Origin of the sequence: Actinomadura sp. NPDC000929, from assembly GCF_040492065.1 — a bacterium.
Lineage (GTDB): Bacteria > Actinomycetota > Actinomycetes > Streptosporangiales > Streptosporangiaceae > Spirillospora > Spirillospora verrucosospora.
Genome location: NZ_JBEUPA010000002.1, coordinates 113,876 through 139,177, shown reverse-complemented (window position 1 = coordinate 139,177; position 25,302 = coordinate 113,876). Strand labels below are relative to the sequence as shown.

At 73.9% G+C, this 25,302-nt stretch carries 22 protein-coding genes; 6 read left to right on the top strand and 16 right to left on the bottom strand.

What is annotated here, in order from left to right; translation table 11 throughout:
• Window positions 1-211: 211 nt before the first annotated feature.
• The 3 genes from ABWI04_RS01425 to ABWI04_RS01415 form a co-directional block, all read right to left on the bottom strand.
• Entirely contained in the window at window positions 212-859 is a 648-nt protein-coding gene (locus ABWI04_RS01425) for a LuxR C-terminal-related transcriptional regulator (RefSeq protein ID WP_353831085.1), read from the bottom strand.
• A 138-nt stretch (window positions 860-997) separates the two neighbouring features.
• A complete protein-coding gene (locus tag ABWI04_RS01420) occupies window positions 998-2,041 on the bottom strand; it encodes a maleylacetate reductase (RefSeq protein WP_353831084.1) in 1,044 nt (347 codons plus the stop codon).
• Window positions 2,042-2,184: 143 nt separating this feature from the next.
• Window positions 2,185-2,652: a MarR family winged helix-turn-helix transcriptional regulator gene (locus ABWI04_RS01415; RefSeq protein WP_345182906.1), complete on the bottom strand. Its 468-nt coding sequence runs from the start codon at window positions 2,650-2,652 to the stop codon at window positions 2,185-2,187.
• Window positions 2,653-2,750: 98 nt separating this feature from the next.
• Here ABWI04_RS01415 and ABWI04_RS01410 point away from each other — a divergent pair, with 98 nt between their 5' ends.
• Window positions 2,751-3,803: an amidohydrolase family protein gene (locus ABWI04_RS01410; RefSeq protein WP_353831083.1), complete on the top strand. Its 1,053-nt coding sequence runs from the start codon at window positions 2,751-2,753 to the stop codon at window positions 3,801-3,803.
• Here ABWI04_RS01410 and ABWI04_RS01405 read toward each other — a convergent pair.
• From ABWI04_RS01405 to ABWI04_RS01390, 4 genes are all read right to left on the bottom strand, one after another.
• Window positions 3,796-5,067, bottom strand: coding sequence for a cytochrome P450 (locus ABWI04_RS01405; RefSeq protein WP_353831082.1), 1,272 nt, complete (start codon window positions 5,065-5,067; stop codon window positions 3,796-3,798). The genes ABWI04_RS01410 and ABWI04_RS01405 overlap by 8 nt on opposite strands.
• A gap of 1 nt (window position 5,068) precedes the next feature.
• Window positions 5,069-5,887, bottom strand: a complete 819-nt coding sequence (locus ABWI04_RS01400; protein ID WP_345182903.1) for a TetR family transcriptional regulator — start codon at window positions 5,885-5,887, stop codon at window positions 5,069-5,071.
• 141 nt (window positions 5,888-6,028) lie between these two features.
• Complete coding sequence (locus ABWI04_RS01395; protein ID WP_345182902.1) at window positions 6,029-6,433, bottom strand: hypothetical protein; 405 nt, start codon at window positions 6,431-6,433, stop codon at window positions 6,029-6,031.
• Window positions 6,434-6,550: 117 nt separating this feature from the next.
• Window positions 6,551-6,967 (bottom strand): PGPGW domain-containing protein, encoded by a 417-nt coding sequence (locus tag ABWI04_RS01390; RefSeq protein ID WP_345182901.1) that lies wholly within the window; start codon window positions 6,965-6,967, stop codon window positions 6,551-6,553.
• A 260-nt stretch (window positions 6,968-7,227) separates the two neighbouring features.
• Here ABWI04_RS01390 and ABWI04_RS01385 point away from each other — a divergent pair, with 260 nt between their 5' ends.
• The 5 genes from ABWI04_RS01385 to ABWI04_RS01365 all read left to right on the top strand — a co-directional run bounded on the left by ABWI04_RS01385 (window position 7,228) and on the right by ABWI04_RS01365 (window position 14,613).
• Entirely contained in the window at window positions 7,228-8,349 is a 1,122-nt protein-coding gene (locus tag ABWI04_RS01385) for an acyltransferase family protein (RefSeq protein ID WP_345182900.1), read from the top strand.
• 278 nt (window positions 8,350-8,627) lie between these two features.
• Window positions 8,628-10,046: an SDR family NAD(P)-dependent oxidoreductase gene (locus ABWI04_RS01380; RefSeq protein WP_345182899.1), complete on the top strand. Its 1,419-nt coding sequence runs from the start codon at window positions 8,628-8,630 to the stop codon at window positions 10,044-10,046.
• A 105-nt stretch (window positions 10,047-10,151) separates the two neighbouring features.
• Complete coding sequence (locus tag ABWI04_RS01375; protein ID WP_353831081.1) at window positions 10,152-11,960, top strand: CDP-glycerol glycerophosphotransferase family protein; 1,809 nt, start codon at window positions 10,152-10,154, stop codon at window positions 11,958-11,960.
• A gap of 39 nt (window positions 11,961-11,999) precedes the next feature.
• Window positions 12,000-13,958 carry a glycosyltransferase gene (locus ABWI04_RS01370; protein WP_353831080.1) on the top strand — a complete coding sequence of 653 codons (1,959 nt, stop codon included), beginning with the start codon at window positions 12,000-12,002 and terminating at the stop codon, window positions 13,956-13,958.
• A 40-nt stretch (window positions 13,959-13,998) separates the two neighbouring features.
• Window positions 13,999-14,613, top strand: coding sequence for an acyltransferase (locus ABWI04_RS01365; RefSeq protein WP_353831079.1), 615 nt, complete (start codon window positions 13,999-14,001; stop codon window positions 14,611-14,613).
• A 22-nt stretch (window positions 14,614-14,635) separates the two neighbouring features.
• On the opposite strand, the gene ABWI04_RS01360 is transcribed toward ABWI04_RS01365, so the two are convergent.
• The 9 genes from ABWI04_RS01360 to ABWI04_RS01320 all read right to left on the bottom strand — a co-directional run bounded on the left by ABWI04_RS01360 (window position 14,636) and on the right by ABWI04_RS01320 (window position 25,216).
• On the bottom strand, window positions 14,636-15,238 hold the full coding sequence (locus tag ABWI04_RS01360) for a hypothetical protein (RefSeq protein ID WP_345182894.1): 603 nt from the start codon (window positions 15,236-15,238) through the stop codon (window positions 14,636-14,638).
• Window positions 15,235-16,689 carry a glycosyltransferase gene (locus ABWI04_RS01355; protein WP_345182893.1) on the bottom strand — a complete coding sequence of 485 codons (1,455 nt, stop codon included), beginning with the start codon at window positions 16,687-16,689 and terminating at the stop codon, window positions 15,235-15,237. The genes ABWI04_RS01360 and ABWI04_RS01355 overlap by 4 nt, the downstream gene beginning before the upstream one ends.
• A 4-nt stretch (window positions 16,690-16,693) precedes the next feature.
• Window positions 16,694-17,233, bottom strand: a complete 540-nt coding sequence (locus ABWI04_RS01350) for a hypothetical protein (protein WP_345182892.1) — start codon at window positions 17,231-17,233, stop codon at window positions 16,694-16,696.
• Window positions 17,230-18,510 carry a glycosyltransferase gene (locus ABWI04_RS01345; RefSeq protein ID WP_353831078.1) on the bottom strand — a complete coding sequence of 427 codons (1,281 nt, stop codon included), beginning with the start codon at window positions 18,508-18,510 and terminating at the stop codon, window positions 17,230-17,232. The genes ABWI04_RS01350 and ABWI04_RS01345 overlap by 4 nt, the downstream gene beginning before the upstream one ends.
• A 2-nt stretch (window positions 18,511-18,512) precedes the next feature.
• The gene (locus ABWI04_RS01340) at window positions 18,513-20,111 is read right to left on the bottom strand and encodes a glycosyltransferase family 4 protein (protein WP_353831077.1); all 1,599 of its coding nucleotides are present in this window, start codon (window positions 20,109-20,111) and stop codon (window positions 18,513-18,515) included.
• Between the two features lie 65 nt (window positions 20,112-20,176).
• On the bottom strand, window positions 20,177-21,481 hold the full coding sequence (locus tag ABWI04_RS01335) for a nucleotide sugar dehydrogenase (protein ID WP_345182888.1): 1,305 nt from the start codon (window positions 21,479-21,481) through the stop codon (window positions 20,177-20,179).
• Between the two features lie 3 nt (window positions 21,482-21,484).
• Window positions 21,485-23,089, bottom strand: a complete 1,605-nt coding sequence (locus ABWI04_RS01330; RefSeq protein WP_353831076.1) for a glycosyltransferase family 2 protein — start codon at window positions 23,087-23,089, stop codon at window positions 21,485-21,487.
• Window positions 23,079-24,110 (bottom strand): Gfo/Idh/MocA family protein, encoded by a 1,032-nt coding sequence (locus tag ABWI04_RS01325; RefSeq protein WP_345182885.1) that lies wholly within the window; start codon window positions 24,108-24,110, stop codon window positions 23,079-23,081. The genes ABWI04_RS01330 and ABWI04_RS01325 overlap by 11 nt, the downstream gene beginning before the upstream one ends.
• Window positions 24,107-25,216 carry a DegT/DnrJ/EryC1/StrS family aminotransferase gene (locus ABWI04_RS01320; RefSeq protein WP_353831075.1) on the bottom strand — a complete coding sequence of 370 codons (1,110 nt, stop codon included), beginning with the start codon at window positions 25,214-25,216 and terminating at the stop codon, window positions 24,107-24,109. The genes ABWI04_RS01325 and ABWI04_RS01320 overlap by 4 nt, the downstream gene beginning before the upstream one ends.
• Window positions 25,217-25,302: the final 86 nt, after the last annotated feature.

Here is a 25,302-nt window from a genome sequence, read left to right as displayed (position 1 = left end):
CCTCCCGGAGCACGCGACGGCGACGACTGAATTTCAACACCGTTCACATCCCGAATAGAAAGGCGATTGAGTTCTTTCGAACCGGACGCCCAGAGCATGCGGGACCGCAACAGGCAAGTAAAGGCGGGGGCCGGTCCCGTCTTCGACCGGGACCGGTCCTAGGACTCCGCAGGACCTGCGGCGATCGGTTTGTCGCCGCCCATGAACGGTTTTAGGGAACGTCCGTCCCGCCGCCGGCGGACGCCGGGCGCAATTCCCGCCAGCGGGCGATGGCGTGCTCGCGGCCGGCCGCGCCGAGGCGTTTGTAGATCTGGTGCGCGTGGTTCTTCACGGTCTTCTCCGCGATGACCAGGCGGCGGGCGATCTGCCGGTTGGTCAGCCCGGCGGCGATCAGGTCCAGGATCTCGGCCTCGCGGGCCGTCAGCCCGGGATCCGGCCGGACCGGCGGGCGGCGCGTCCCGTCGTGCAGCCAGCGCACGAGCGCGGTCACCACCGGCGGGGACAGCGACGACTGCCCGCGCCCGGCCGCGACCAGCACGTCCGCGAGCTCCGCCGGCTCGAAGTGGCCGTAGGTGAGGCAGCCGTGCGCCCCCGCGGCGAGGACCCGCACGAGGACGTGCGGGTCCTGCGTCGCGGTCGCCACGACGATCCGGACGCCGGGCCCGGCCCGGGCCAGCCGTCCGACGGTGCCCGGGTGCGGCGGCGAGGCGTCCAGCAGCACCACGTGGGGCGCGTGGTCGCGGACGGCGGCGGGGGCGCGGTCCACGGGGGCGCCCCCGGCGACGACCACGTGCGGCACCGCTTCCAGCAGCGACGCGAATCCGATCCGGGAGACCGGATTGTCACTGACAATCAGCACCCGAACCGATTTCGATTCGGGCTCCGGACCGGGAGTGGACATACACCGAGAATAGAGGATCCCATTGACTGGTTCATTGACCGCGGGAGAACGGCGATCCCTATTCGAATATCGCGAGAAACATTCGCCACCGGCCGCTCACCACATCGCGTCGAGCAGTTCCGCGACCGCTTCGGCGTCCGGCGTGCGCGGGTTGGGATAGGGGTCGGCGGCCACGCGCCGGGCCATCTCGGGGAGCCGTTCGCGGGGGACGCCCAGGGCGGACAGGCGGGTCGGGCCCCGGTGCTCCCGGGCCAGCGCGGCGACGACCGCGACCGGGTCCGGCCCGGCCACCCGCGCCAGCCGGGCCGAGGCGGCGGGCGCCGACGGCAGGTTGAACGCCATGACGTGCGCCAGCAGCATCGTGTGCAGTTCGGCGTGCGGGAGGCCGAACGCGCCGCCGAGGACGTGCGCGAGCTGGTGGTGCAGCCCCATCCGGGTGCGCGCCAGGCAGATCCCGGCCAGCCACGCGGCCGACTGGAGACGCGCGCGCCCCTCCGGCCCCGCCGGGTCGTCCAGCACGTCGGGCAGCGCGCCCAGGATGCCGGCGACGGCCTCGGTCGCCAGCGCGTCCGTGACCATCGTGGCGTCCGGCGCCCACAGGGCCTCGACGGCATGGGCGAGCGCGTTCATCGCGCTGGTCCGGGTCAGCCCGGACGGCATGCCCAGGGTGAGGCGGGGGTCGTAGACGACCGTCCCGGGCGCCAGCGTCGGAGCGCGGCGCGTGGTCTTCACGCCGTCCTCGGTCTCCCCCAGCACGGGCGTCATCTCCGAACCCGCGTACGTGGTCGGCACCGCGACCTGCGGCATCCCCGTCCGCGCCGACACCGCCTTGGCCAGACCGATCGCGGAGCCGCCGCCGACCGCGACCACGCAGTCCGCGCCCGCGGCCGCCTCCAGGGCGCGCGCCGTCACGGCGACCGGGGTGTGCGGGGCCGGACGGTCGAAGCGCGCGGCGAGCCCGGCCCCGAGCGCCCCGGCGATCCGGTCGGCGGGCCCGGCGGCGGACGGCGCCGCGACCAGTAGCACCCTTCCGGCCCCGATCCGCGCGACCTCGTCCGCGACGAGATCGCTCGCGCCCGGCCCGATCAGGACGCGGGACGGCAGCGTCTCGTGGACGACGACCTCGTCCGCACCGCTCATGCCGGCCGGCCCAGCAAAAGGATCATGTTCACTCTCTCCTGTACGGCGCTAGGGACTTCTCTACCGCGTGACCTCTCTCTTACTCAGCGCCACGGCCTCCGCTTACGACACACGCCCCCGCGGCGCCGCCCCGGGCGGTTCGCTCAGCCCGCGTCCTCGGCGATCCGGCGGAGCAGCTCCACGAGGCGGTCCCGCTGGTCTCCGCCGACCCGGCCGAAGAGCCGCTCGCCCACGTCGGCGGCGGCGCGCCGCCCGCGCTCCAGCGTGCGCGTCCCGTCCGGGGTCAGGCTGATGGAGTGCGCCCGGCGGTCCTGCGGGGCGCGCTCGCGCCGGACCAGGCCGCCCGCCTCCAGCTCGTCGACGACGCGCACCATCGTGGACTTGTCGATGCCGGTGAGGTCGATGAGGCGCCGCTGGCTGGACGGCCCGTACATCTCCAGGGCGAGCAGCATGCAGAACGCCCGCACGTCGACGCCGAGGGGGCGCAGCTCGTCGTTCATGCTCGCCCGGCTCCGGTTGTGCGCGGTGGCCAGCAGCATGCCGAGGCCCACGTGCCGGACGGCCGGGTCGCCGTCCTCGGACAGGATGCGTTCGAGCAGGTCGTCGAGCATCGCTCCAGTTTAGAGCCTTCTGATATAGTCTCAGATGAGACTTTCTTATGAGAGAGAGTTTGGGTGGGCGGCCCGTCGAACGAGCGAAGGAGACCCGCATGCCCGAGACGACCCGCCGCCGCGCCCTGCAGGTGACCGGCCTGGCGATGGCCGCGGCCGCCGTTCCGGCAGGTGAGGCGGCCGCCGCCGTCCCCGGCCGGTCGCGCGGCAGGATCGACACCCACCACCACGCCGTCCCGCGCAGGATGCGGGAATGGGCGATCGAGCAGGGCCTCCTCCCGCCGACCGGCGGACCGTCCTGGGCCCGCTGGACGCTGCCGAGCACCCTGCGGACGATGAACGCCAACGGCATCGCCGCCGGGGTGGCGTCCGCGCCGGTGCCCGCCGAGGCGTTCACGGACCGGAGGCTCGCCGTCTCGGGCGTCCAGGTGTGCAACGAGTCGCTGGCCGAGCTGGTGCGCGAGCACCCCACCAGGTTCGGCTTCTTCGCCAACGCGGCGATGCTCCACCCCGACCTGGCCGTGCGGCAGATCGCCCACGCCCTCGACGACCTCGGCGCGGACGGGGTCCTCCTCAACACCTCGGCCGCCGGGCACTACCTCGGCGACCCGATGTTCGACCCGCTGTGGGCCGAGCTCGACCGGCGCCGCGCGGTCGTGTTCGCCCACCCCGTCGCGCCCAGGGGCCTGGCCGAGGCTCCGGGCGTCGGGGACTGGCTCGCCGACTACTTGCTCGACACCACCCGCACCGCGCTCAGCCTGATCGCCGCCGGAACCCTCGACCGGTACCCGCGGGTGTCGGTCATCCTGTCCCACGGCGGCGGGTTCCTGCCGTACATGGCGGGACGGGCCGAGCGCTCGGCCCGGGAGGACGGCGGCCCGCTCCCGGCGCGGATGCGCCCGGCGCTCCGCCGCTTCCACTACGACACGGCCCTGCCGGTCTCCCCCTACGCCACGCCGTCCCTGATCGCGGCCGTCGGCGCCGACCGCGTCCTGTTCGGCACCGACTGGCCCGCGAACTCGGCCCGCGAGGTCGCGCTGAACACCCGTGACCTCGACCGCGACCCGGTGCTGGACGACCGCGCCCACCGCGCCGTCGACCGGGCGAACGCGCTCCGCCTGCTCCCCCGGCTGGCCGAGCGCCTCAGGTGATGCGGACGGGGAGGGTGCGGGGGCCGCGGACCTGGCCGGCGGCCCAGGTGACCGCCGCCGGGTCGGCCAGGGTGAAGGACGGGACGCGCTCCAGCCAGACTTCGAGGGCCGTGCGCAGCTCCATCCGGGCCAGGTGCGAGCCGACGCAGCGGTGGATGCCGAGGCCGAAGGCGGCGTGCCGGTTGACCTCGCGGTCGATGACGATCTCGTCCGCCCGGTCGAACTGGGCCGGGTCCCGGTTGGCGGCGGGGAACGACAGCAGGATCCAGTCGTCGGCCTTCATCTCGACGCCGCGCCAGGTCATGTCCTCCCGCACCAGCCTCGCCATCGTCACGGGCGCGAAGGCGCGCAGGAACTCCTCCATCGCGGTCGGCACGAGCGACGGGTCGGCGGCGAGGCGCTCGCGGTCCGCGGGCGTCCTCGCCAGGTGCCACAGCGAGGCGCCGATCGCGCTCCAGGTGGTGTCGATCCCCGCGATGAGCAGCAGCGCCATCGTCCCCGAGACGTGGGACGGTTCGAGCCTGCGCCCGTACAGCTCGGCCTCGACGAGGTAGGTGGTGAGGTCGTCCCGGGGGTTCGCGATGTGGTCGCGGATCTGCTCCAGCAGGTAGTCGAACAGCTTGTCCATGCGCGCGATGCGCTCGTCCGGAGGGAGGTTGACCCCTTCGAGGGTGTTCTCGACGAACTCCCGGAACCGGGGCCCGTCCTCGGGCGGGAAGCCGAGCATGTCGGCGATGACCCGGATCGGGATGTGCTGGGCGTACTCGTGGGCGGCGTCCACGACGTCGCGGCCCTCGAAGGAGTCGATGAGCTCGTGGCAGTACGCCCTGGTCGCGGGCTCCAGCCGCGCCACCGCGGACCTCGTGAACGCGGGGAGCAGCAGCCGGCGCGCGTCGTGGTGGAACGGCGGGTCGGAGGAGATCGGCGGCGTGACGCCGATCGGCGCCGCCTCGCGCGGCGGCCGGAAGTTGCTCATGACGACCGAGCGGGAGGTGAAGCGCTCGGTGTCGTAGGCGATCGCCGCGACGTCCTCGTAGCGGGTCGGCAGCCAGCCGCCGCCGAACCGCTCGGTCCGCGCGACCGGGCAGCGCCGCCGCAGGTCGTCCTGGATCGGGTACGGGTCGGCGGCCCACTCCGGTTCCAGGTGGGAGAAGTCGGTCGCCCAGTCGGAGACCGGGCCCGTGACGACCTCGTTGCGGGTGCCGAGCGGGCGGCCCTCCCGCTGCTCCCTGAAGTCCCTGTCGAAGCGGTCGTCCGCGGTCATCTCACTCCTCCCCGAGGACGTCGATCGCCCGCTCGGGGCAGTTCGCGACCGCCAGGCGGGCCTCGTGCTCCCCGCCCTCGGGGACGGCGCCGTCGCCGAGGACCGTGCCGTAGCCCTCGTCGTCCTCGCCGAACAGGCCAGGGGCCAGGTCGTAGCACCGGCCGTGGCCCTGGCAGCGCTCCGGGTCGATCCGCACCTTCATCGTGTTCCTCCCGTGTGGGACGGCGGCGGGGACGGGCGGCGCGAGCGCGCCCACGATCCGCGCGAGCAGCGAGGCCCACTCCTCGTCACCGACGGCGTGCATGTCCGGCGGGATGAGCGCGCTCCCCATCCCGATCACCAGGCAGAGGTGGGCGAGCGCGTTCGGCGACAGCGCCGGGTCCATCTCCTCCCCCGCCTGGGCGATGCGCATGAGGCCGGCGAGCCAGTCGGCGCGCTCGCCGACGTAGTCGCGCAGGGGGCCGGCGACCTCCCCGTCCCGGCGGGCCGCGACGAGGGCCTCCACGACGAGGTGGGCGCGGGCGTCGCGGCGCTTCGGAAGCCACCGCCCGATGGCGAGCAGCAGCTCGACGACCGGGCGGTCGGGCTCCGCGTCGAACAGGTCGGCCAGCAGCCGCCGCCCGTGCGCGCGCAGCGCGGCCACCAGCAGCTCGGCCTTCGAGTCGAAGTGCGCGTACAGGGCGCCGTTGCTGACGCCGGCGGCGCGCGCGATGTCGGCGACGCGCGTCCCGTCGTAGCCCCGCCGCGCGAACTCGTCGGCGGCGGCGCTGAGCAGCCGCTCCCGCGTCTCCGCGCGAGTGACGCCCGCGATGCGCCCCATACCGATATTGAACGAGCGTTCAATTCGCGGGTCAAGGGCCTTGGCGAACCGGGGCGTACCGGACACGTTCCCTTGACCCGGGTCCGGTGCGCCTCCGCGGCTCGTGACGCGTCTCACCAGGTACGGCGAGCGACAGCCGCGTCACCGCACGGCGGCCGAGGACGCGTCCGCGTGCTCCCCCCTGCCCGCGGTGAGGAACCCGGCCAGCGCCGCGAGCGCGGCGACGGCCTCACCGGCGAAGCTGATCGTCTTGTCGGCGTACCACTGCGGGTCGTACATCCGCGGGATCGGGCCGATCTGCCCGAAGTCGACGAAGTAGTACAGCAGCACGGCGCCGGCCGCGCTCGCCGCGACGACGAACGCGATCGCGTACGTCCACCTGCGGGCCCAGGCGAGCACGAGCAGGGCCGCGACGGCCGCCGCGATCGCCTGGCCGTAGAACAGGTCGTCTCCCGGGATGACGTCGCTCGGGGTGTTCGGCCCGGGGGCCATGTCGGGCGCGAAGCGCCAGTGCACGACGGCGTCGGCCGCGAGTCCGGCGGCCACGAGTACACGAAGAAGGATGCCCATGCCCTTTGCACGGGCGCGCACGGCCGGCGGATCAACCCGGCGGAACATTCGCCGTGGCCGGGCCCGGCCGCGGCGGGCCGCCCGCCCGGCACGTCACTCGGGGAAGCTCTCCGTGCGGCGCGCCCTGACCCGCCGCCAGCTCCACAACAGCAGCCCGAAGAGGATGAAGCCGGACAGGATGAGCCCCGAGCCCGTGCTCCATCCGCTGAGCGGCAGCTCGTCCACGAGCCCCCAGGCCACGCCCGCGCCGAACAGCGCGAGGCCGGTGAGGATGGAGCCCGTCAGGCGCCACCAGGACGTCACGCTCTCCTCGGCGGCCTGGATCGCCCGCTCCCGGACGGGCTCGACGTAGCGGTTCACCGCGGGGAACTCCCGGGAGAGGATGAGCAGGCCCGCGAGCACCAGCAGCAGCCCGGGGCCGGGCAGCACGAGCAGCGCGACACCGGCCAGCAGCACGGCGCCGCCGGCGATGATCACCACCCCCTGCCGGGTGGACCTCCCGTATCCCATGCCCCTCCTCGTCCCCGCGCCCGCCGGGCCCGTTCCCGGGCCCCCGCCCCGCCCGCGGCGTCCGGTGAGGGCCGCCGCACGGCGTAACCGCCGGTCTACCCGCCTCAGCGGATCTTGCGCGCGGCGCGCCCGGCGAAATCCGCGGGCCCGGTCCCGCGGCGCCCGCCCGTGACGCCCCGGCCGCGCGCGGTGACTCCGAGGGTTCTGTCGTGATTCGTTAGGTATGCTCCACGAGCCCCTCCCAGGATCAGAGATCTTTCATGACACAGACACCCGAGGCGTCCGTCGTGGCGGTTCCAGACTCCGCCGAGGCGGCGGTCCCCGGCTCCGCGCCGGCGGCCGCGTCCCCCGCCGAGCGCCCGCAGGACAAGCCGCGGTCAGCGGGCGGTCCGGCTCCCCGAGGACGCGACCCGCACCTGGACAACGCCAAGTACCTGGCGATCCTGCTCGTCGCGGGCGGGCACGCGCTGTCGGGCCTGCGGGACGTCCCGCTGGCCGCGGCGCTCTGGAACTTCATCTACCTGTTCCACATGCCGCTGTTCCTCATGATCAGCGGATACCTGTCCAAGCGGTTCACCCTCACCGACGACAAGGCCGTGCGGCTTGTCGGCTCGACCATCGCGCCGTACCTGATCTTCCAGTGCGCCTACAGCCTGTTCGCCTGGGGCGTCGACGGGCGGCCGTTCCAGTTCGACGCGCTGGACCCCTACTACCTGACCTGGTTCCTGCTGGCGCTGTTCGTCTGGCGGCTGCTCACCCCGGTGTGGCGGCGGCTCAGGTTCCCGCTCGCCACGGCCGTGCTCGTCGCCCTCCTCACCTACATGGCCGACATCGGGAACACGCTCGACCTGTACCGGATCCTCGGGCTGGCGCCGTTCTACGTCCTCGGGCTGACGCTGTCGCCCGAGGTGATCCAGATCGTCCGGCGGCCGTGGGCGCGGATCACGGGCGCCGCGCTCCTGGCCGCCGCGCTCGCGGGCGCGTACCTCACCCAGGACCGCATGAACGCGCGCTGGCTGAACTGGGACACCTCCAACGGCGACCTCGGCGTGGACGAGCTCACCGGCACCGTGATGCGCGCCGGGCTGATGCTCACCGGGACGGTGCTGATCCTGGCCTTCCTGGCGGTCACCCCGTCCCGCCGCACCTGGTACAGCGACCTCGGCTCCGCCACCATCTACGGCTACCTGCTGCACGGCTTCGTGATGCGGCTGTTCACGTTCGAGGGCTGGCACAAGCTCGCCTGGTTCGACACGATCCCCGGCGTGCTGTCGGCCCTTCTCGCCGGCTTCGTCATCGTCACGGTGCTGAGCACCTCCCCGGTGCGCCGGGTGACCCGCTGGGCCGTCGAACCCGACATGAGGCCCCTCTTCGGCAAGTGAGACCGATCTCGCGCGCGGGCGCCCCGGGCCGCGACGATCATGGTCAGGGACGCCGCAGGCCCCGTCACGCAAGGGTTACAGGAAGCTGGAAGGTCGATGAATTCGCCTCAAAGTTCTACAGACCGGGTACAGTAAGGCGGCAGTTCCCCCCTGTGCGGATCACCAGCCCTGCGAAAGCCGCGCCGCCCGCACCCCCAGGTCCCACGGGTGACTGCATCACGTTCGGTTTTCGGCCGCCGTTCCGGCTGCCATGAAGGAGAAGGACGGTCGCATTGGTCATGGCGCCGCAGGGTGAGCATCGCGTCGTCGCCGTCATCCTGGCGGGTGGCAGCGGACAGCGGATGGGTCTCAGCACTCCCAAGCAGCTCCTCAAGATCGCCGGGAAGACGATCCTCGAACACACGCTGGGCGTGTTCGAGGAGGCCCCCGACGTCGACGAGATCATCGTCCTGATGAACCCCGGCTTCCTCCAGGACGCCGCGGACTGCGTGCGGAAGGCCGGCTGCACCAAGGTCAAGGCCGTGCTTCCGGGCGGCACGTCCCGGAACGCCACCACGCAACTCGCCCTGGACGCCCTCGCCGACCACCCGGCCGAGACGACCAGCGTGCTGTTCCACGACGCGGTGCGCCCGCTGCTGTCGCAGCGCATCATCCGCGACTGCGTGGCCGCGCTGCGCGAGCACCGGGCGGTGGACGTCGCCATCCCGTCCGCCGACACGATCATCCAGGTCGACGAGGACGTCATCGTGGACGTCCCGCGCCGGGCGAACCTGCGCCGCGGGCAGACCCCGCAGGGCTTCCGCCTCGCCACCATCCGCGACGCCTACGAGAAGGCGTGGCGGGACGAGGACTTCGAGGCGACCGACGACTGCACCGTGGTGCTGCGCTACCTGCCCGGCACCCCGATCTACGTCGTCCCCGGCGACGAGCACAACATGAAGGTCACCGAGCCGGTCGACATGTTCGTCGCGGACAAGCTGTTCCAGCTCGCCTCCTCCGACGCCCCCGACCTCACCGAGGCCGAGTACGCCGAGGCGCTCGGCGGCAAGACGATGGTCGTGTTCGGCGCCAGCCAGGGCATCGGCGCCGCCATCGCGGAACTGGCCCAGCGGTTCGGCGCCCGCGTCTTCGGCTACAGCCGCGGCGCCACCCGCACCTACGTCGAGCGTCCCGACGACGTCGCCGGCGCGCTCGCGCAGGCCTACTCGGCGACCGGCCGCGTCGACTTCGTCGTCAACACGGCGGGCATCCTGCGGATCGGCCGGCTCGACGCGATCGACCCCGACGCGATCGAGGAGGCGCTGCGCGTCAACTACCTCGCGCCGATCCACATCGCGCGGGCGTCGTTCCCCTACCTGGCCAAGACCGGCGGGCAGCTGCTGCTCTACACCTCCAGCTCCTACACCCGCGGGCGGGCCGACTACAGCCTGTACTCCTCCGCCAAGGCCGCCACGGTGAACCTCACCCAGGCGCTGGCGGACGAGTGGTCCGGCGACAAGGTGCGGATCAACTGCATCAACCCCGAGCGGACCAGCACCCCCATGCGGACCGCGGCGTTCGGCCAGGAGCCCCCGCACACGCTGCTGAGCGCCGACCAGGTGGCCCGCACCTCCCTCAACGTCCTGCTCTCCGGCCTCACCGGGCAGGTCATCGACGTGCGCCGTGAAGACCCCCTCAGCGGCGGCCGCTCCGGCTGACCGCCGCTCCCCCGCACGCGCCCGCTCGGCCCGGCGGGCGCGGTCCCCCCTTCCCCTCTCCCCCACTGCGCCACCCCTCGGGCGCTGACAAGACGGAGGTGTGCCGTGCGGCGTCTCGTCTCCCGGTACTCGGCTCTCACGCGGTACTCGTCTGTGCTGTGGCTGCCCCTCACACTCGGCCTGCTGATCGGGGCGGCCACGGCCGGGTCGCCCTGGGCGTTCCTCGGCGCCGCCGTGCTCTGCTACGCGGCCGAGTACGCCGTCGGCCGGACGCTGCCGGACGCGGCCAGGCCGCTGCGCTGGGGCCAGATGAGCCCGGGCGCGCGGGTGCTGGTCCGGCAGGGGGCCCTGGTGCTGCTGCTGGTCCAGTCGGGCGACGCCGGCCGGCCGACCGTCGTCCTGGCGGCCGTCGGCCTCCTGCTGGTCGACTGGCTCCGGGCCGCGACCCTCGCCGGCGCGGTCGCCTCGCGCCGCGTCAACCGGCTGCCCTTCGCGACCCGCGGCCTCGGCCAGGGCGAGCCGGCGCTGCCCGCCCCCATCGCGCCCCGGCATGCCCGGCTCACCCTCCTCCTGGAAGGCCAGGCCGACCTCCTGCCGCTGCTGTTCGGAACCGTCGGGCTCCTGGTCGGCCTCCCGGCCCTGGTGGCCGCCGGGCTCCTCGGCACCGCGGCCGTCGCCGTCGCCGTCGCCGCCGCGCAGCTGCCGCGGCTGCGCCGGATGCGCGGCCTCCTCAACGCCGAGCGGACGGGCCGCGACGTGCAGCGCCGCGTCGACCGGTACAAGCCCGAGGTCGTCCTGTACTTCACCGGGCCGCCCACGACCGTCTACCAGGCCAACATGTGGCTCCAGGCGCTGGAGCGGCTGGACCGCAAGGCGATGGTCCTCGTGCGCTCCCCCGAGGTCGTCGGCGCGCTCGCGCCCACCCCGCTCCCCGTCGTGTGCATCACCCGGGCCGAGGACATGATGAACTTCGACCTCGGCACCGTGAAGGTCGCGCTCTACCCGGGCAACACCGGCAAGAACCTCCACCTGCTCCGCGAGGAGCACATCAAGCACGTGTTCGTCGGGCACGGCGACAGCGACAAGGGCCCGAGCTCCAACCCGGTCAGCAAGGTCTTCGACGAGGTGTGGGTGGCCGGCCCGGCGGGCCGCGACCGGTACCACAACTCCGACGCCGGGGTGCGCGACGAGGCCATCGTCGAGGTGGGCCGCCCGCAGCTCGGTGAGATCACCACCGAGCCGTCCGGCGGGCCCGTCCCCACCGTCCTGTACGCGCCCACCTGGGAGGGCTGGGACAACGAGCACGGCTACAGCTCCCTGCTCGGCATGGGCGAGCGGATCGTCCGGACGCTGCTGGAGCAGGGGCCGCGGCTGCGCGTCATCTACCGGCCGCACCCCTACACCGGCCGGCGGCTGGCGGAGGCCGCCGCCGTGCACGCCCGGCTCATCAAGATGATCGAGCAGGCGAACCGGGGCGGCGCGGGCGGCCACCAGGTGGTGACCGGCGCGGACGCCTCCCTCTACGAGTGCTTCAACCGCTCGGACATGCTGATCACCGACATCTCCAGCGTGATCTCCGACTACATCCCGAGCCTGAAGCCCTACGTCGTCACCAACCCCGACGGGATGGACGAGAACCTCTTCAGGACCGAGTTCCCGTCCGCGTCGGCCGCCTACCTGCTGAACCCGGGCTGCGCCGAGCTGGCCGACATCCTCGCCGTCGCGGCGACGCCCGGCCAGGACCCGCTGGCCGCGGAGCGGCGCACGCTCCGCGACTACCTCCTGGGCCCCGAGCACCCGGACGCCATGACGCGGTTCGCCGCCGCCGTCGACGCGCTCGCGCAGGCCGGCCCCCGGTCGACGATGTACGCCATTTCCGGCCGAGCGGTCTCGGCGGCCCCCGAGCACGCTTAAAGTGGCCCTCACAGTCGCTTCCCCGAGTGTAGAGGGACCATGACGCACCCCCTGGTCAGCGTGATCGTCCCGGTGTACCAGTGCCGGGACACGGTGGGCGGGGCACTGGAGTCGGTCTTCGCCCAGTCCCTGCCCGCCGAGCAGGTCCAGGTCATCGCCGTCGACGACGGCTCGACCGACGGCGGCGGCGAGCTGCTGGACGAGCTCGCCCGCGCCCACGACCGGCTGACGGTCGTCCACCAGCCGAACTCCGGCGGCGCGGGCGCGCCGCGCAACCGCGGCCTGGAGCTGGCGACCGGGACGTTCGTGTTCTTCCTGGACGCCGACGACCGGCTGGGCCCGGAGGCGCTGGAGCGCATGACGGCGATGGCCGAGCGCAACGGCACCGACATCGTCCTCGGCAAGCAGGTCGGGACGGGCGGCCGCAAGTCGCCCAAGGTGTTCGACCGCTCCATCGAGCGCACCCACGTGCTCGACCCCGACTGCGACCTGTTCGGGCGGATGTCGATGGCCGCGCTCCAGCTCTTCCGGCGGTCGCTGGTCGAGCGCGCGGGCCTCCGCTTCACCGAGGGCCTGGTGGCCCACGAAGACCAGCTCTTCACCGCGGGCGCCTACCTGAACGCCGACGGCGTCTCCGTCCTCGCCGACTACGACTGCTACTACTGGGCCGCCCGCGAGGACGGCTCCAGCGCGACGCAGGGCGCCGGCGCCCCGCCCGCCGACCTGTACACGGTCATCGGCCAGGCGATGCGGCAGGTCGCCGAGCACACCGAGCCGGGCGAGACGCGGGAGCGGCTGAACCGGCGTTACCTGCGGCTGGAGGTCTTCGGCCGTCTCGACCGCCTGTACCTGGACTCCTCGCCCGACGACCAGAAGGTCACCCTCGCGGGCTGCCGCGAGCTGCTGGAGGAGTGGTACACCCCCGCGCAGCGGGAGCTGGCCCACCCCCTCCACCGGGTGATCGGGCACTGCGTCCTGCACGGCCTCGACGACGAGCTGGTGGAGGTCCTGCGGTTCCGCCGCGGCGGGACGCGGCCCCGCCTCCATCTGGAGGACGGGCGCGCCTACCTGAAGTACCCGTTCTTCCGCGACGCCGCCGTCCGCATCCCCGACGAATGCTTCGCGACGTCCGCGCCCCTGGTGGTCCTGCCCGCCCTGACACGGCTGGCCTGGGGGGACGACGCCCTGCTGGTCGGCGGCACCGTGGTCGTCCGCGACGTCGACGAGGGGACCCCGGTCGTCCGGCTGCTGCTGGAGAACGCCGACGGCGACCGCCGCCCTGTGGAGTGCGAGACCGTTGCCGCGTCCGCGGACGAAGGCGTCGAAGCGTCCTTCACCGCCGCCGTCGGCCCGGAGGCGGCCTCCCTCCCGGACGGCCTCTGGACCCTGCACGTCGAGGTCGCGCTCAGCGGGCACGTGCGGACGGTGCCGCTGGTCAGGCCGCGCGACCTGCCCCTCCCGCGGGCGGCCCTGGCGGGGGCCCGCGTCCTGCGCCCGGCGCAGGCGCGCCGCGGGGAGCCGCTCGCGCTGGAGGCCGGCGCCGCCCTCACGTCCGCCGACTTCGCCGACGTGGAGGTCGGCTGGGGGCCGGGGAGGCGGGTCCGGGTGCTGGCCGACGCGCCGCCCGTCCTCGGCGACGGCCCCGCGATGCGCGTGGTGCTGCACCACGCCGACGGCGAGACGACGGTCCGCGCGGCGCTGGAGGCCGCGCCGGACGACCCGTCCCGCCTGCGCGCCGACCTCTCCCTCGCGGGCGCGCGTCCCGGCCGCTGGCGGGCCCGCTTCGCGGTCGACGGCGTCGGCGACCCCGTCGCGGTGCGCCTGGCCTCCGAGGACGGCGGCGTCCTCGGTCCGGTGACCGCCTCGCTGGCGCCCCCGCGCCGCGTGCACGTCAGAATGGACCGCAGGACCGCGACCGTGCACGTCACCGCGCCGCTGGCGTCGCTGGCGAAGCGCGCCCGGCGGCTGCTCCCCGGCGGGGGCGCGAAGCCGGAGTGATCCGAGTCCACCCGCTGAACATCCGCATGGAAGGCACCGCATGAGTCACCGCATCCTGCCGAGCGCCCAGGTCGACCCCGGCGCGGAACTCGGCGACGGCACCACCGTGTGGGACCTCGCCCAGATCCGCGAGGGCGCCCGGCTCGGCGAGGGCTGCATCGTGGGCCGCGGCGCCTACGTCGGCGCGGGCGTGCGGATCGGCGACAACGTCAAGCTGCAGAACCACGCGCTCGTCTACGAGCCCGCCGTGCTGGAGGACGGCGTGTTCGTCGGCCCCGCCGTCGTGCTCACCAACGACCGCGAGCCCCGCTCGGTGGACCCGGACGGCAAGCTGAAGCGCGGCGACGACTGGGAGGCGGTCGGCGTCCACGTCGCCGAGGGCGCCTCGCTCGGCGCGCGCAGCGTGTGCGTCGCCCCGGTCCGCGTCGGCCGCTGGGCGATGGTCGCCGCGGGCGCGGTGGTCACCCGCGACGTCCCCGACTTCGCGCTGGTCGCGGGCGTGCCCGCCCGCCGGATCGGCTGGGTCGGCAGGGCGGGCGCCCGGCTGGCCGAGCGTGCCGACGGCACGTGGGAGTGCCCGCGGACCGGTGAGGTCTACGTCGAGGCCCCCGCCGGCGACGGCTCGGACACGACCGTCCTGACCGAGAAGGGCTGAGCCCGGAGGGGCGGCCGGCCGGTCAGGCCTTGGCGTCGAGGTCGCGCACCTGCCGCGTCGTCACGACGAGGTCGGGGTGCAGGCGGGCCAGCCTGCGGCCGAGCGGCACCGACGTCCGGTCCATCACGATGACGCGGACGAGGCCGCCCGTGTCGATCTCCCGCAGGACGCGCCGCCGCGCGATGCGGGCCAGCACGTGCGGCCGGACGTGCCGGTAGAACGGCAGGAAGAGCCGCCGGTGGACGGCGCGGGAGGCGCGGCTCCGGGCGCGGTCCAGGCGCGCGCCGAGACGGCCCGCCCGCGCCACCGGCCGGACGGCGATCCGCGGCATCCGGATCACGACCGTGTGCTCCAGCCAGGGCAGCGGGTGCCGGGCCTCCGCCTTGTCGAGCCGGTGCAGGCGCACCCGCTCGTCCAGGTTCGCCCACCCGTCCGGCTCGGCGGTCACCACGTCGACCCGCGCGCCCTCCTCCGCGAAGTGCCCGGCCAGCCCGATGACCCTCTTGTGCTGGCGCTTGGGCGGCACGCTCGGGGCCGGGTCCATGGTCAGCCTGGGGTCCATGGCCAGGACCAGCACCTTCGGGGGCTGCGCGCCGTGCACGTCACCGTCTCCCAACATGGTCACCCGCTCACGCCGCGCCTGCGGGCGGCCAGCTCGGTGAGCCGCCCCACGAGCGGCTCCAGCGTCACGTTCCGTTCGAAGCGGTCGGCGTAGGCGCGGGCCTCGGCCGCCTGCCGCTCGTCCAGTCCCGCCGCAGCCTTCGCGGCCGCCACCATCGACGCGGCGATGTCGGCCGGGGCGAGCCCTCCCGGGTTGAACCACAGCGGGTACCCGCGCAGCAGCTCCTCGGCCGCCGACCCGGGCGTGTGGACCGACACGATGGGACGTCCGGCCGCCATGTACTCGAAGATCTTGCCGGAGGTGACGTAGCGCCCGCCCCCGTTGAGGAAGACCAGCACGTCGGAGTCCTGGTAGACGTCGGCGAGCGCCGTCTTGGACACCGGGCCGCGGTGGTAGACGCCGGGGGCGAGCAGTTCCTCGCCGTCCGCTCCGCCGCCGGCGGCGGCCTCCGCCTGCTCGGCCACCGCCGCCCCGCCCCCGACCTCCTGGGCGCTGACGGCCTCCGCCGCGGCCTCGGCCGCGGCGGCGAAGCGCTTGCGGAGCTTGTTGTCGGTGCCCTGGAAGAACCCGAAGTAGCCGTAGAAGTTGAGGGTGGCGGCCCGCATGTCCGAATGCGCGCGGGCGCGGGAGAACCCCTCGATCAGCTCCTCGATGGGCTGCTTGTCGGTGACCGTGCCGATGAAGGAGAAGCGGGGCGCGTGCCCGCCCGTCGTCGCGCGGGCCGCCGGGGGCGGCGCGGCGCTCTGCGGGAGCGTGTCGGCGTCCCACCCGTTCAGGACGGTCATCATGCGGTCCGCCGCGCGCGGGTAGCGCTCGGCGTGCCAGGCGCGCTGGGCGTCGTTGACGTACAGCGAGTTCGCCGCGGACCGCAGCACCCGCCGCTCCCAGCGCCAGGCGGGATGCCCGTCCTCGAACATCGGCTCCTCGCTGAACTGGTCGAGGGTCCAGGAGTCGCGGTAGTCGATGATGTAGGGGGTGCGGGTCAGCTTGTGGAACAGCCACGCCGCGGCGAACGAGGAGTACGGGTTCCCCGTCGCGAGGACCACGTCGAACCTGCGCCGCGCGTGCATCCGCAGCGCGCGGCGGACGGAGTCGCGCCCCCAGGACGCGTAGTGCTCAGGGAAGACGTGCTTCTGCCCCCACGTGTACAGCGACTGGGCCAGCTGGGGGAACGCCCCCCGGAACCGGCTGTACTCGCGCAGGTCCGTCTGCCAGACGAACCGGTTCAGGTCGGGGCGCACCAGCGTGATCCGCGGGTCGACGGTCTCCGTCAGCTTGTCGTCGACCGAGCCGATCGTGTCGTAGAGGAACGGGAGCGGCGCCGCGAAGACCGTGACGTCCCAGCCCAGCTCGGTCAGCCGGTTGGCGGTCGCCCGGGGCCGGTACACGCCGCTCGCGCGGGACGGCGGGAAGTAGAAGGCGAGGTACAGGAGGCGTGGGCGGCGTTCGGTCATTGAGTCATCCTCTGGCGTAGCCTGCCGGGTGCCTTTCATGGGCGACGGAGTAGGAGAGCGTCGCTCCGGCGCCCGTGATCGTGTCCGCGAGCTCGGACACGGTCACCAGCGACTGCGGATCGGCGATGACGACGAGGTCGATGGAGCGGCCGCGGAGCAGCTCGCGGTCGACCGTCCGGCGGCGCACCGCGTCGGCGTCGCGCCGGTACAGGCGGGCGAGCCGCCGGTCGACGGGCCGCGCGACGCGCCTGCGGTAAGCGGAGTCGATCCGCTTCCCCAGCCCCCGCAGCGGCCCGGGAAAGCACACCCGCAGCAGCAGCGCCGGGATCCGGTACAGCGGGATCCGCACCGCGGCGGGACGGTAGCGCCGTTCGAGCGCGGACAGCTCGACGGCGTCGACGCCGTCCGGGAGCGGGTCCTTCGCCCAGGTCGAGGCCTTGCGCACCAGCACGACGGCGCTGCCGCCGTCCGCGAGGACCTGGGCCGCCTCCCGGACGACCGCGGGCCGGCGGGAGGCGCCGAGCGCCACGAACAGCACGTTCACGCTTCTTCTCCCCCGTCGGCGGCCCCGTCGTCCGCGGCACGGTCGGCGGCGCCCTCGGGCCCGTCGTCCGCGCCCGCCTCCGGGAACCAGTGCCGGTAGTGCGCCTCGGCCACCGTGCGGTAGCCGAAGCGTCCGTCCAGGATCTCCCGGGCCTTCGGCAGGTCGAGGCCGTCCGGGAAGCGGTCGCGCAGGCGGCGGTACCCGTTGACGATCGAGCTCGCGTTCTCCTCGACGTCGATCATCTCCCCCGCGGCGGCCTCGATGCCGGCCAGGGTCCGCTCCGGTCCGCCGCAGCGGGTGACGAGCACCGGCAGCCCGGCCGCCACCGCCTCGATGATCGTCACGCCGAAGGTCTCCCAGCGGGCGGGGTGGACGAGCAGGTCGTGCTCGCGCATGAGCCGCGCGGCCTCGTCGGGGGCGACCGCGCCGAGGAACGACACCGCGTGGTCCACGCCCAGCTCGGCGGCCCGCTCCTGGAGCTGCCGGGCGAGCACGCCGGGCCCGGCCACGGTCAGCGTCAGCGCGGGGTCCTCGGCGAGGCACTCGGCGAACGCCTCCAGCAGCCAGCCCACGCCCTTGCGCTCGACCAGGGTGCCGACGTACAGCCAGCGCCGCAGCTCGGTCACGGGACGCTCGCGCGGCTCCCCGAACGAGATCGGGTTGGAGATCATCTCGATCTTGTGGGCGAGCGCCGGGAACGCCTCGGCGAGCGTGTCCCGCAGCACGTCGGTGACCACGAGGAAGCCGGTGCAGCGCTCCAGGACCCGCTCGTACATCTCCCGCGAGTCGGGCTGCTCCAGGACCTTGTCCAGGAAGGACGCGTGCTCGGTGACGAACACCCGCGCGTCGGGGCGGGCGTTCTCCAGCGCCGTCCAGCCGCCGCGCAGCCCCACGTGGGCGTGGACGACGGGCGCCGGGATCGGCTCGCCGCCCAGCGCCTCGCGCAGCCACCGGGCGTGCTGCACGGCGAGTTCGGCGAAGGTGTAGTCGGGCACCGTCGGCACCGGGACGCGCACCAGCCGCGAGCCCGCGACGTCGGGCGCGGGGTGCAGCGCGACCGGCAGGAGGCGGCGGTGCGCCTCGCGCGCCGCCTCGACCTCCTCCGCCGGCTGCCGCATCAGCCACGCCTCGGTGTGGTAGACGGTGACGTCGCCGCAGCCCGGGGCCGTCGCCGCCACCATCGACTGGACGAAGGCGCCGGCCCACTCCTGCTTCGGGTTCGGATACCAGGGGGTGACGACGGCCACGTCCCGGTCGCCGCTCCTGTCCGCCGCCACCGTCAGTCCTGGGCGCCGATGAGGTGGCCGTCGGACCCGGCCGCGGGCGCGCCCGGGGCCGGTTTGGCGGCGGACGGCAGCAGCCTGGCGTAGACGCCGTCCAGCACCTCGGCCTGCGCCTCCCACGTCCACTCGTGCAGCAGGTCGGGCCGGTCGTCGTACACGGCGCGGTACCGCCCCGGGTCGCCGAGGACGGCCTCGACCGCCCGCACGTAGTCGTCGAGGTCCTCGGCGTGGAAGACCTCGCCCTGCCCGGTGGACTTCACCATGTCGCCCATCGCCTGCACGTCGCTCACGATGATCGGCAGCCGCGCGTGCGAGTACTCGAAGAACTTCGTGATCAGCGCGATCTCGTGGTTGGGCCAGTGGTGGATCGGGATCACACCGATGTCGGCCGCCACCAGGAACGGGACGACCTGGTCGAACGGCACGTACGGCAGCGTGTGGACGCGGTCGGCGACGCCGAGTTCGGCGGCGCGGGCGACCAGGCCGCGGACGTAGTCGGACCGCGCCGAGGAGACGATCAGGGCGACGTGCAGCCGGGGCAGCCGCGGCAGCGCGTCGATCATGATGTCCAGGCCGCGCTGCACGGAGGCGCTGCCGCTGTAGACCGCGATCGGGGTGTCGGGGCCGACGCCGCACATCTCCCGCATGTCGGGGACGGGGTCGGAGGTGCTGGGCTCGCCCTCGGTGATCGGCGCGTTGAGCACGACGGTCGGCCGCTCGCGCAGGCCGTGGCCCTCCATCAGCCGGTCGCCGAGCGCCGCCGAGACGGTCACCACGGCGTCGGCGTCGCCCGCGTACTCGCGCTCGTGCGCGATCATGGCGGGCAGCCAGCGCGGCCCGGCGCCCCACGGCCGGATGCCCGGCAGGAACTCGTGCGCGTCCCAGACGAGCTTCACCGTCCGGCCCTTCGCGCGGGCCCGCCGCACCGAGCGCGCCGCGACGCCGAGCATGCGGAAGTCGTTGGCGTGGATGATGTCGGGTTCGAGCTTGTCGATGACCTTGCCGTAGGTGCTGTCCCAGTCCCACAGGTTGCGGTCGAGGACGCGCCAGGCCCGGTCGCCGAGGACCTTCAGCCAGAAGTTGATCGCGAGCCGCTCCATCGGCGCGCGCGGGTCGGCGCGGGCCGCGGTGAGCGACTCCGTCTGCCGGACCCGCAGCGCGACCCACCGCGACTGCGCCTTCGCCGTGACCCGCCGCGCCATCAGCCACGCCTTGCGCGCCGGGCCCCGGGACCCGCGGTCGAGGCGCGCGGCGGCGAGGTCGGCCCGCCGGGACTGCACGAGCCGCCGCCGGTAGTCCGCCACCTTCGGGTGCCCGTACGCGAGCGGACGGCGCAGCGTGGCGCGCAGGACGCCGTGCCGGTTGCGGATCAGCACGTGCTGGATCGGCAGGAGGCGGACGCGGGCTTCGCCGATCTTCCAGGAGCGGCGCTTCTTGGCCCCGGTGCAGCCGAGCAGGTGCACCTCCCAGCCCGCCTCGGACATCGACTTCGCGGCCTTCTGCACCCGGGAGTCGCGCACGACATCGTTGTCGACGAGCATGACGACGCGGCCGCGCGACGACGCGCCGGGAACCGTCCCGTCTTCGATTTGCATTCGATTCTCCAGTTGCGGTCGGCCGGGGCGCTTGCGCGGTCCGGCCCGAGCGGTCAGCGAGGCGGCTAGGAACCGGTCCGGGCGTCCGGGGCGCCGATGACGACGCGGTGCACGCCGGGCCAGCGGGAGGCGTCGGTGACGCGGCGGCCGTCGACCAGGGCCTTGACCCCGGGCAGGTCGTCCGCGCCGAGTTCGCGGTAGGCGGCGTGGTCGGCCTGCACGATCGCGGCCGTGACCGACTCGCCTCGGTGGGGCGGCAGGCCCAGGGCCTCCAGCTCCTCGTCGGTGTACATCGGGTCGGACACGTACGGGACGGCGCCCCGCCGCCGCAGCGCCTCCACCGTGGGGAAGACGCCGGAGAACGCCGTCTCCTTGACGCCGCCCCGGTACGCCGCGCCCAGGACGAGGACGCCGGCGCCGGTCAGGTCGCCGTAGGCGTCCGCGAGGAGGCCGACGGCGTACTCGGGCATCCGCGTGTTGGCCTCGCGGGCGGCGCGGACGACGGTCGCGTCCGGGTCGTTCCACAGGTACATCCGCGGATACACCGGGATGCAGTGGCCGCCGACGGCGATGCCCGGCTTGTGGATGTGGCTGTAGGGCTGGGTGTTGCAGGCCTCGATGACCTTCATGACGTCCACGCCCGCCGCGTCGGCGTAGCGGGCGAACTGGTTGGCGAGGCCGATGTTGACGTCCCGGTAGGTGGTCTCGGCGAGCTTGGCGAGCTCCGCCGCCTCCGCGGAGCCGAGGTCCCAGACGCCGTTCGGCCGGTCGAGGTCGGGCCGCTCGTCGAAGTCGAGGACCTGCTCGTAGAACTCCACGCCGTGCCGGGCGGACGCCTCGTCGACGCCGCCGACGAGCTTGGGGTAGCGGCGCAGGTCGGCGAACACCCGTCCGGTCAGCACGCGCTCCGGGCTGAACACCAGGTGGAAGCCGTCGCCCGCGGTGAGGCCGGAGCCCTCCGCCAGCATCGGGGCCCAGCGGTCCCGGGTGGTGCCGACGGGCAGCGTCGTCTCGTAGCTGACGAGCGTGCCGGGTCGCAGGCCCTGCGCGATGGAGCGCGTCGCGGCGTCCATCCAGCCGAAGTCCGGGACGCCCTCCGCGTCCACGAACAGGGGCACGACCACGACGACCGCCTCGGACTCGGCGACCGCCGCCGCCGTGTCGGTCGTCGCCGTGAGCAGCCCGGCCCGCACCGCCTCGCCGAGGTGGACGTCCAGCTCCGCCTCGCCGGGGAACGGCTCGCGCCCGGCGTTGACCTCGGCCACGACGCGTTCGTCCACGTCGGCGCCGATCACGCGGTGGCCCTTGCGGGCGAACTGCACCGCGAGCGGAAGCCCGATCTTGCCGAGCGCGACCACGCAGATCCGCATGTGCTACCTACCTCCAAGGGACGTCACGCGCCGGACCCGCTGGGCGACGGCCTGGGCCGGACGTACCGGACGTGTCTCGATCATCGTGCCGTGCCGGTCGTCGCCGGTGACCCCCAGCCGGTAGGGCCGGGCGCGGTGCCAGAAGAGCTCGCCGCGCGGGCCGGGCACCACGGACGCCCCCGGCGGCACGGCGAGGTCGTGCGTCTCCCCGGCCGCCCGCACGACGAGCCGCAGCGCGTGCCGGCCGCCGCCGGACGCCGCCGTGAGCGCCGCCGGAATCCGGGCGGTGACGTGCAGGCCGTCCTCGCGCGCCTCGCGGGTGGTGTACTCGTCGAGGTCGAGGGCCTTCCCGCCGCCGCGGGGGGCCAGCGCGAGCCGGGCGGTCGCGGGGTCGGCGGCCTCGGGGCCGGTGAGCGGGGTCCGGACGGTGATCTCCACCGTGTCGCGGTCGCGCCGCACGGCGACCGTCCGCGCCTCCTGGGAGAGCCGCTTGCGCATCCCCTTGGTGATCTCGAACAGGTCGTCCGGCAGTCCGAGGCGGGGGTCCTCGAAGCCCTGGTAGGCGAGGTAGGTGCGGCCGTCCTTGAGCGCGATCAGGTAGGAGCGCTCGGCGACGCCGTCCCGGATCGCCTCGCACAGCAGGTCGACCTCGCCGAGCTGCGCCAGCCGGAGCCGGGCGCGGCGGACGATGGGCAGCGTGTAGAGGACCTCGTCGGTCACGTACCGCTCGACGAGACTCCCGACGCGGGCGGCGACGTCCTCCTGCGTCGCGCGGTCGAGTTCGAGGAACCCCTCCCGCGTCGGCATCGTCAGCTCCCAGCGGGTGTGCCGCCTGAGGATCGCGTCCCGCTTCGGACCGGGCTCGATCAGGTCGGCGACGACGCCGAACAGGCTCTCCGCGCATTCGAGCCGGGTGTGGACCTGGACGGCGCCCTGCGTGATGTTGCCGCCGTCGTCGCGCAGCACCGCGTAGTAGCAGGTGTAGTCGGCGAGGACGGAGATCCGCCGGGCGCGCACGCACGCCTCCAGGGTGAACGGCTGGTCGCTGCCGATCCGCATGTGCTCGTGGAACCGCAGCTTGTGCCGCTCCACCAGCTCGCGGCTGAACAGCTTGCAGTTCGACAGCACCCACGGCAGCACCGAGTCGTACAGGTCGATCTCGGGGCGGTTCTCGGCGAACAACTCGGGCCGCCGGACGGCCCGCCCGTTGACGCCCTCCATCTTCCCGACGAGGACGTCCGAGCCCCACTCGTCGGCCGCCGCGACCATGCGCTCCAGCGCCTCGGGGCCCAGGTAGTCGTCGGCGCCGACGAAGTAGACGTAGCGGCCGGTCGCGTGGTCGAGCGCGCGGTTGCTGGGGGCCGCCGGGCCGCCGGAGTTCGGCTGGCGCAGCACCCTGATGACGTCGGGGTACTGCTCGGCGAAACGGTCCAGCTCGGCGCCGCTGCCGTCGGTGGAGCCGTCGTCGACCGCGACGACCTCCATGCGGTCGGGGCCGATGCTCTGCCCGACCAGCGAGTTCAGGCAGTCGGTCAGGTACGGCATCGTGTTGTAGACCGCGACCACGACGGTGACGTCGGGAACCCCGGCACTCACGTCAGACGGCACCGAGGGCCTCCTCGGGGTGCAGCGTCACCGTCTCGCCGAGGCGGGCGGACTTCAGGACGGCGGCCGACACCCGGACCGTCCGCAGGCCCTGCCGCAGGGTGACGACGTCGCCCGGGGCGGCGCCGCCGGGGCCCGCGAGGACCGCGTCGCGGAACCGCTCGTGCTCGACCAGCAGCGGCTCGCGCTTGGGGATCGCGTATCGGATCATGTCGCCCTCGGAGACGCCGCGGAACGCGCGCAGCGCCTCCCACTCGGTGTTCACCTCGCCGTTGGCGTAGAACGTGAGGTCGGCGGTGAGCGTGTCGGCGATGAAGCAGCCGCGCTCGCCGGTGACGACGGTGGTGCGCTCCTTGAGCGGGCTCAGCCAGTTCACCAGGTGGTTGACCATGGAGCCGTCGGCCAGGCGCCCGACGGCGGCGACCATGTCCTCGTGCGGGCGGCCGCTGCGCGCCACGGTGTGCGCGGTCACCGACACGTAGTCCTGGCCGGTCACCCACCCGGTCAGGTCGATGTCGTGGGTCGCGAGGTCCTTGACGACGCCGACGTCGGCGATCCGGTGCGGGAACGGGCCCTGGCGGCGCGTGACGACCTGGAACACCTCGCCCAGCTCGCCCGCCTCCAGCCGGGTCCGCATGCTCTGCAGCGCCGGGTTGTAGCGCTCGATGTGGCCGACCCCGGCCACGAGACCGCGCGACTCGAACGCCTCCACGAGCCGTTCGGCGGCCTCCACCGAGTCGGCGAGCGGCTTCTCGATCAGCGCGCCGACGCCGCCCTCGGCGAGCGCGAGCCCGATCTCCTCGTGCAGCGCCGTCGGGCAGGCGACCACCGCGTAGTCGACGCCGGCGTCCAGCAGGTCCTGGAGGGAGGCCATCATCGGCACCCCGTGCGGGGCGCCGTCGGGCCGCCCGGCCGGGTCGACGATGCCGACGAGGTCGACGCCGTCCAGCCCGGACAGGACCCGGGCGTGGTTGCGTCCCATCACGCCGAGCCCGATGAGGCCCGCGCGCAGCGGCGCGCTCACGACGCGGCCCCGGCGGTGTTGACCGCGTCGGCCACGCGCGCCAGCTCGTCGTCGGCGAGGGACGGGTGCACCGGCAGCGACAGCACCTCGGCCGCCGCGCGCTCGGTCTCGGGGAGGTCCCAGCGCGGGTCCGGGGCGCCGTCCTTCAGGAACGGCGTGAGCCGGTGGACGGGCGTCGGGTAGTAGACGGCGCTGCCGACCTGTCGCTCTTCGAGGCGCCGCTGGAAGGCGTCCCGGTCGCCGGAGACGCGGACGGTGTACTGGTGGTAGACGTGCCGCACGCCGGGCGCGACCGGCGGCACCGCGGCGCCGGTGATCTTCGCGTCGAGGAACCGGGCGTTGGCGATGCGGCGCTCGGTCCAGCCGGGCAGCCGCCCGAGCTGCACGCGGCCGATGGCCGCGGCGACGTCGGTGAGCCGCACGTTGGCGCCGACGATCTCGTTGGCGTAGCGCTTCTCCATGCCCTGGTTGCGCAGCAGCCGCAGCGTCCGGGCGGTCTCCGCGTCGGCGGTGGTGATCATGCCGCCCTCCAGGGCGTGCATGTTCTTGGTCGGGTAGAAGCTGAAGCAGCCGATCGTGCCCAGCGCGCCCACCGGGGCGCCGCCGTGGGAGGCGCCGTGCGCCTGGCAGGCGTCCTCGACGACGGCGAGGCCGTGCCGCTCGGCGATCGCGCCGACGCGGTCCATCGCCGCCGGGTGCCCGTACAGGTGCACCGGCATGATGGCGGCGGTGCGGGGGCCGACCGCCGCGGCGACGGCGTCCGGGTCGACGCAGAACGAGCCCGGCTCGATGTCGACGAAGACGGGCTCGGCGCCGACGAGGCGGACGACGTTGGCCGTGGCCGCGAACGTGAACGAGGGGACGATCACCTCGTCACCGGGGCCGATGCCGAGCGCCATCATGCTCAGGTGCAGCGCCGAGGTCCCGGAGTTGACGGCGACGCAGTGGCGGCCCGCCACGAGCGCGGAGAACTCCTCCTCGAACGCGGCGACCTCGGGGCCCTGGACGACCCGGCCGCTGCGGAGCACGCGGACGGCCGCCTCGATCTCCGCCTCCCCGATCACGGGGCTCGCCGCGGGGACGGGCCTTTCCGATTCCACGGGCATGCACAGGCTCCTTAGGGCGAGACGATGAGCAAGGGCTTCCTCGCGGGGACAGATCGCGACCGGACAAAGATGCGCACTCTCGGCGG